This is a genomic window from Candidatus Frankia nodulisporulans, assembly GCF_902806475.1.
Classification (GTDB): domain Bacteria; phylum Actinomycetota; class Actinomycetes; order Frankiales; family Frankiaceae; genus Frankia; species Frankia umida.
On sequence record NZ_CADCWS010000264.1, the window covers coordinates 1 to 5,564 of the forward strand.

General features: G+C 71.4%; 7 protein-coding genes. 2 read left to right on the plus strand and 5 right to left on the minus strand.

Translation table 11 applies throughout. The features are described from left to right. Nucleotides 1-135 precede the first annotated feature (135 nt). The 5 genes from G6R24_RS17670 to G6R24_RS23425 are packed head-to-tail and all read right to left on the minus strand — an operon-like array spanning nt 136 to nt 4,049. Nucleotides 136-2,454, minus strand: coding sequence for a zonular occludens toxin domain-containing protein (locus G6R24_RS17670; protein WP_163550326.1), 2,319 nt, complete (start codon nt 2,452-2,454; stop codon nt 136-138). After that, nucleotides 2,451-3,266 (minus strand): winged helix-turn-helix domain-containing protein, encoded by an 816-nt coding sequence (locus tag G6R24_RS17675; RefSeq protein ID WP_163550327.1) that lies wholly within the window; start codon nt 3,264-3,266, stop codon nt 2,451-2,453. The genes G6R24_RS17670 and G6R24_RS17675 overlap by 4 nt, the downstream gene beginning before the upstream one ends. Before the next feature lie 11 nt (nt 3,267-3,277). After that, a complete protein-coding gene (locus G6R24_RS17680; RefSeq protein WP_163550325.1) occupies nt 3,278-3,532 on the minus strand; it encodes a DUF6284 family protein in 255 nt (84 codons plus the stop codon). Then, a complete protein-coding gene (locus tag G6R24_RS17685; protein ID WP_163550328.1) occupies nt 3,529-3,930 on the minus strand; it encodes a hypothetical protein in 402 nt (133 codons plus the stop codon). The genes G6R24_RS17680 and G6R24_RS17685 overlap by 4 nt, the downstream gene beginning before the upstream one ends. After that, nucleotides 3,927-4,049, minus strand: a complete 123-nt coding sequence (locus G6R24_RS23425; RefSeq protein WP_263864081.1) for a hypothetical protein — start codon at nt 4,047-4,049, stop codon at nt 3,927-3,929. The genes G6R24_RS17685 and G6R24_RS23425 overlap by 4 nt, the downstream gene beginning before the upstream one ends. 184 nt (nt 4,050-4,233) lie before the next feature. On the opposite strand from G6R24_RS23425, the gene G6R24_RS17690 reads away from it, so the two are divergent. Both G6R24_RS17690 and G6R24_RS17695 read left to right on the plus strand, forming a co-directional pair. Beyond that, nucleotides 4,234-4,998, plus strand: coding sequence for a GntR family transcriptional regulator (locus G6R24_RS17690; RefSeq protein WP_217451639.1), 765 nt, complete (start codon nt 4,234-4,236; stop codon nt 4,996-4,998). A 170-nt stretch (nt 4,999-5,168) separates the two neighbouring features. Then, nucleotides 5,169-5,534: a hypothetical protein gene (locus G6R24_RS17695; RefSeq protein ID WP_163550330.1), complete on the plus strand. Its 366-nt coding sequence runs from the start codon at nt 5,169-5,171 to the stop codon at nt 5,532-5,534. The last annotated feature ends 30 nt before the right edge of the window (nt 5,535-5,564 follow it).

Below are 5,564 nucleotides of genomic sequence, written 5' to 3' on the forward strand. Positions count from 1 at the left end.
CCCCTGGGGGTGTGGCCTGGGGCTGTTCGCGCTGCTAGATGGCGGTGGTGGGCGAAGGGAGCCGGCGAGGGAGCCGCCGAGGGAGAACTCCCTCGGTCCCTCGGTGGTCCCTCACGGGCTCCCTCGGCCGGATGGTCACGCTGTGTCGAACTCGCCGTCTGCTTCGTCGGTGAGGTCCGGGTCGTCGGAGGTCTCGCGTTCGGCCATGGCGGCGGCGACCCGCTCGGCGTTGACGGACATCCGGCCGCGGGTCTTGTAGGGCCGCGCGGAGTCGGGGAGCTCCTCACGGAGCCGTTCGAACGTCCACCCCCGGTAGAGCTGCGGGCGCAGCGCGGCGAGGCCGGCGAGGACTTCCAGGGTGGGCATGATCGGGTCTGGGCCGGCGGCGCGGATCACGGAGACGATGTCGGCGAGCGGGTCGACGTGCTCGACCGGTTCCGGCCCGTCGTCGGCGGTGGGCGCCGGTGGGGTGTCGAGCATGTCCATGGCCCGTTCGACGACGGGGGTGACGTCGTCGACACCGTCACCGCGGCGGACGTAGTGGCAGCGCAGCAGCCCGTCGGCGGGGGTGAACCCGGAGGTCATCGCGGTGCCGAGGTCGCCGAGGTCGACGGTGCCGTCCGGGGCGACGGTCATCGGGCGCAGGGTCGTGGCGGAGATCCCGGCCTTGTGCTTGCCGGTGCCCAGAATCGCGTCGTTGCCCTGGTGGTCGCCGATCGCGAAGCACGCCCGGTTCGACAGCACCTTGGCGACCTTGCGGGGCAGCGAGTCCGCCGACGGGACGGGTGTCGCGAAGATCAGGGTGACGCCGTACTTACGGGCCTTGGCCACGATCTTCTCGACCAGCTCGGCGGCCTCCTCGCCGACGTCGGAGACGAACAGCTCCTGACACTCGTCGATCACCACGACCCGGGGTCGCATGGACGGGTCGGCGGCGGCCAGGGCGCGGGTGAGCTTCGGCTCGCCGGCCGCCGACAGCTTGCGGCCGCGGTCGGACAGCTCGGACATGAGCTGCTTGAGGGCGCCGAGCACGGTCGGGATCTCGTCAGGGTCGTCGGAGACGAACGCGGTCCGCAGCCGGGGGCGCAGCGGGTCGTAGTCGGCGTTGACGGCCATGCAGTAGACGTCGATCTCCACGAGCGGGTCGAGCATCGCGCCCAACAGCGCGGTGATGATCAGCGTCGACTTGCCGGAGCCCATCATCCCGGCGACGCCCCAGTTGGCCTGGAACAGCCGGCCGATCACGACGTTCCCCCGCGGGTCGATCCCGACCGGCACGCCCTTGAAGTAGTCCGAGGTACCGGTGGTGAGCAGCGGCCACGGCGCGACCGGCTTGGTCAGGCTGCCCTGGTCAGCGACGAACAGGTCCAGCACGCCGGGGGCGTCGCGGGGCTCGGTCGGCCACACCTCCACCGGCAGGCGCAGCAGGTTGTGCGCGAGCACCGGCTTGGCGTTGACGATCATCTCCACGGGGACGGCTTCGGGGAGCAGGAGCCGGGCGTGCCAGCCCTTGCCGTCGTAGGTGGGTGCGTCGATCCAGCGCGGTGTCCAGCCCTCCTTGAACTTCTTGTTCAGCGCCGGCAGGTTCAGGTTCCGCAGCGCGTTCGTGATCGCCCGCTCGTCCGGGACCACGTCCCGCCCGCCGCCGTCGCCGGCTGTCGGTGCGGACACCCAGGCAGGCAGCTCGGAACGGGAACGGCCCAGATGCCACAGCCACGCCGCGGCCCCACCGGTCGCGACGAGCAGGAGGAGCGCGCCGTAGGCGGCGAGAAACCAGCACACGAACGCGACCAGGCCGATCACCCCCACGATCGGAGCCAGGATGTAGCCGGGATCGTGACGGCCCAGCGCCAGGACGACGCCGAGCACGAGCAGCAGCGCGGCGAACCCGGCCAACCCCACCCCGACGGCCCGGATCAGCTCGACAGGCGAACGCACCCAGTCCATGACACGGTCGTGGCGGCGCGCCTTCTCGGCGACGTCGCGCGCCTCCCACTCCCGCAGGCTCTCCTGATCCCCCGCGACCTCCGCACGGCGCATCTGCCGCTCATACCGCGACGCCCCATGCGTGTCCCGCCACCTGCCGTAGGCCACACCGGCCCCGGCGACCGGGTACCACAGGTTGCGGGCGGCCAGCTTCGCGCCGGTCTTGGTGTGCGGGTGCGTCGCAACCGTACGCACCCCGGTCACCACGACCCGCGTCCGCGACACCACGCCTCGGGACACCGCCAGCGCGCGGGGCCGGTAGACCTCCACCCCCGCCGAACCGAGAACGTCACCCTCCAGCACCCCCTCAGCCGGGGTTGCGTCGTCGTCGTCCAGCTCGACCGCGCTGTCCAGCTCGATCAGATCCCCGGACTCGGCAGGGGTCTCCGGGGTCCAAGGGCCGGGCAGGACGACGCCGGCCGGCGGGGTCGTGGGGTCGGTCTTGTGGCTCAGGTTCGGGTCGGTCATGCCGCACCACCTGCGGTCGCAGGAACAGGAGTCGAGCCGGCGGCGGCCCGGTGGATGTCGGCGATGTAGCGACGGACGGTCGCGGGCGACAGTCCGGCCTCGGCGGCCAGGTCGGCGGCGAGCTGCCGGCCTGAGCGGGCGTCGTCCGCGGGGATCGCGGCGTACAGGCGGGCGATCTGACGGCGGCCCGCGCCGGGGTCACGGCGGCTGGCTCCGGAGCCAGCCTGGCGGGTGCTCGCGGCGCGGCGGCCGGGCGTGGTGGGGGCTGGCTCCGGAGCCACCGGGGTCACTGGCTCCGGAGCCAGAGCCGCCGGGGGCGCGGTGGGAGCTGGCGCGGTCGCTGGCGCCGGGGCCGGGTTCGGGGCGGTGCGGACGAGCTTGGCGAACTGGGCGCGGTAGTGCGGTGCGGCCTCGGCAAGCAGGATCAGCACGATGGGTGGGATCGAGTGGGCGACGATCGCTCCGGCGTCGCCGGAGCCGGCGGCGTCCCAGGCGTTGAGGGTCCAGGTCGCCAGGCCGCAGAACCAGCGCAGCGCGGTACCCCAGCCGGAGCGTGGCGCGTTGTGGCGAGACAGGACGGAGTCGGCGGTGATCGCGCCGAACAGGGCGACGTCGACGATCGGCGCCAGGAGCCAGGCTTGCGGGTCGGCGGTGCCGTGGGCGATCGCGACGGTGTGGACGTTGGACAGGCTGTAGACCCCGACCGCCAGGGCCACGAGCCACAGCGCGCCATCCAGCGCACGAGCGACACGGCGAAGCTGGCGCGGGTCAACAACAGGCTCGGTCGCCGTCGGCGTGGTGGGGGTAGACACGGAAGGCTCCTTCAGGCCGAACGGCGACAGGTCGAACGGACAGGGATCGGGCGGAAGACGGTGGCGTCGGGGGCGGCCGGGGTGAACCCGGTGGCGATGGCGGCCAGGCGGCGGCGGGCGAGGAACAACCGGCGCCGCGCGAGCGGGTTGGTCTCGCCAGCGGCGATCGCGGCGAGGGCGTCGACGACGGCCAGCTCGGCGGCGATCAGCGGCCATTCGTCTTCGATCGCGGCCAGGTCAGCGGCCGTCGGCTCCAGGTCGGTCATGCCGCGGCCCGGGCGGTGTCGAGGGTGGCGAGTTCGGCGCGGTAGCGGGCCGCCGCAGGGGCCCAGACGTCGGTGCGGTAGCCGGCGGCGAGGTACTTCTCCGCACGGGCCAGGCGCAGGCTCAGCACCCGGCGGCGGTCCGGCGTCTCGTCGAGCACCGCGTGCAGCGCGGCGACCCAGCGAAGCGTGCCCCGGTGGTACGTGTTCGTCGGCGTCATCGAGCCGTCCAGCAGGCCCGTGATGACGTGGCGAGACGCGCCCACGACGGTGGCCGCGCGGTGCTCGTAGTCGTCGTAGTAGTCGAGCTCGTCGCGCGCCGCGTCCAGCTCGGCCGCCGTCAGGGGGGCGGGCCGGCCGGCCCGGACATCCGGGCCGGCCACCGAGACGGACGGGGTCACTTGCTACCGCCGGACTGCTTGCCCCGCGCAACCAGCTCCCGCGCGAGCTTCTCCACGGCCTCCGCCGTGGCATCCGCGAGGTTGTCGGCGTGCGGAACCGAGTTCAGGGCATGCTGCATACGGATCTGGCCTCCCACAAAGGTCCGGTCCACGACCCCGGCGGGCTGCAACCCGCCGGGGTCTCTCCTTTTCCCGTACTCGCACCACTCGTTCCTACGAGTACGACGACTACGATCGTTGGGATGAGTGGCGATGTCAAGGGGTATCGCTACGCTCGTCGTAACGAGTCGAGGGGAGACGGTCGTGAGCTTGGATTCAGGCAGCTCAAAGGCCCTGTACCGCCAGGTGGCGGACATCCTGCGCGGCTCGATCTTGCGCGGCGACTACGGACCCGGCGACCCGATTCCCAGTGAGTCCGAGCTGATGGCCGCGCACTCGGTGTCTCGAACGACCGCACGCCAAGCCATGGCGCTGCTGGGCAACGAGGGCCTGGTCGTCATCGGCCACGGCCGCCGGGCGACAGTCCGCCCACGGCCACCCGTACGGCGGCTGGCTCGCAACCGACTCTCGCGGGCCGAGCGGGACAAGACTGGCGGGACCTTCATGGCCGACGCCGCGGCGAACAACGCGCGGCCGGAGACCAAGACCACGATTGTGATCGAGCCCGCCGACCCCGAAACTGCGTTGCTCCTCGGGCTGGAGGAGGGCGCGCCCGTCCTTGAGCGGCGCCGCCAGATGTCGCTAGACGGCCGACCAACCCAGCTCGCGACGTCGTACCTGCCGGGCGCCCTGGTGCGCGGCACGCAGATCGAGCGGCACGACACCGGCCCCGGCGGGATCTACGCCCGCCTAGAAGAACTCGGCCACACGTTGACCCGGTTCGTCGAAGTCGTAGCCACACGCATGCCGCTGCCAGACGAGGTCGATGCGCTCCAGCTACCGCCGGGCACGCCGGTCTTCCTGGTCACCCGCACGGCGTACGACACTGAAGACAGGCCGGTTGAGGTCAACCGGATCACGATGGCCGGTCACCTCTACGAACTGGCCTACGAGATCCCAGCGACGTAGCCGGCCCGTGCGACCTCGCGTGACTAGTACGCATCCCCTCCGCTAGCCACTCCGCGATGGCCAGGGTGGGCCAAGGTAGAGCGCCGCCGACTCCCCACCGTGTCATTCGCTTCAAACCAGCCGAACAGATAGCGACTGCGCGACTACCGTCGCTACCCGGAGGTCGCTTCATGTCCGGGTTCGGTAAGGCGTTCACCGCTATCCTGTACTTCCTCGCCGCAGGCTTCGCTTGGTTTTCATCGGCCGACTTCTACCGAGTAGCGATCCGGAACGGTACCGGTGTTCTGGACACGGTCGTGGCAATCGCCTGCACGTTGCTGCTACTGGCCGTCGGAACCATGGTCTGGCGCACTCGGGCAGTGCCGACCTGGCAGGCTGCCGGAGTGTGCTGGGTCGCGGTCGCGTTCCTACTGCTTGGCACATGGGACGCGGTCGCCGCAGGTGACGCGGGGCGGATCGTCGCCTATGCCGCGCCACCGCTGCTACTGATGTTCCTCGTCTGGTGCATCGCACGGAACGTCGGGAAAGACCTGTGACCCCTCTGGCATCGCCCGCTTCTAAGCACG

Excerpts from the sequence above, each read along its gene's own strand:
- G6R24_RS17680 (WP_163550325.1), bottom strand. The coding sequence starts at position 3,532 with ATGACCGACCTGGAGCCGACGGCCGCTGACCTGGCCGCGATCGAAGAC.
- G6R24_RS23425 (WP_263864081.1), bottom strand. The coding sequence starts at position 4,049 with ATGCAGCATGCCCTGAACTCGGTTCCGCACGCCGACAACCTCGCGGAT.
- G6R24_RS17670 (WP_163550326.1), bottom strand. The coding sequence starts at position 2,454 with ATGACCGACCCGAACCTGAGCCACAAGACCGACCCCACGACCCCGCCG.
- G6R24_RS17695 (WP_163550330.1), top strand. The coding sequence starts at position 5,169 with ATGTCCGGGTTCGGTAAGGCGTTCACCGCTATCCTGTACTTCCTCGCC.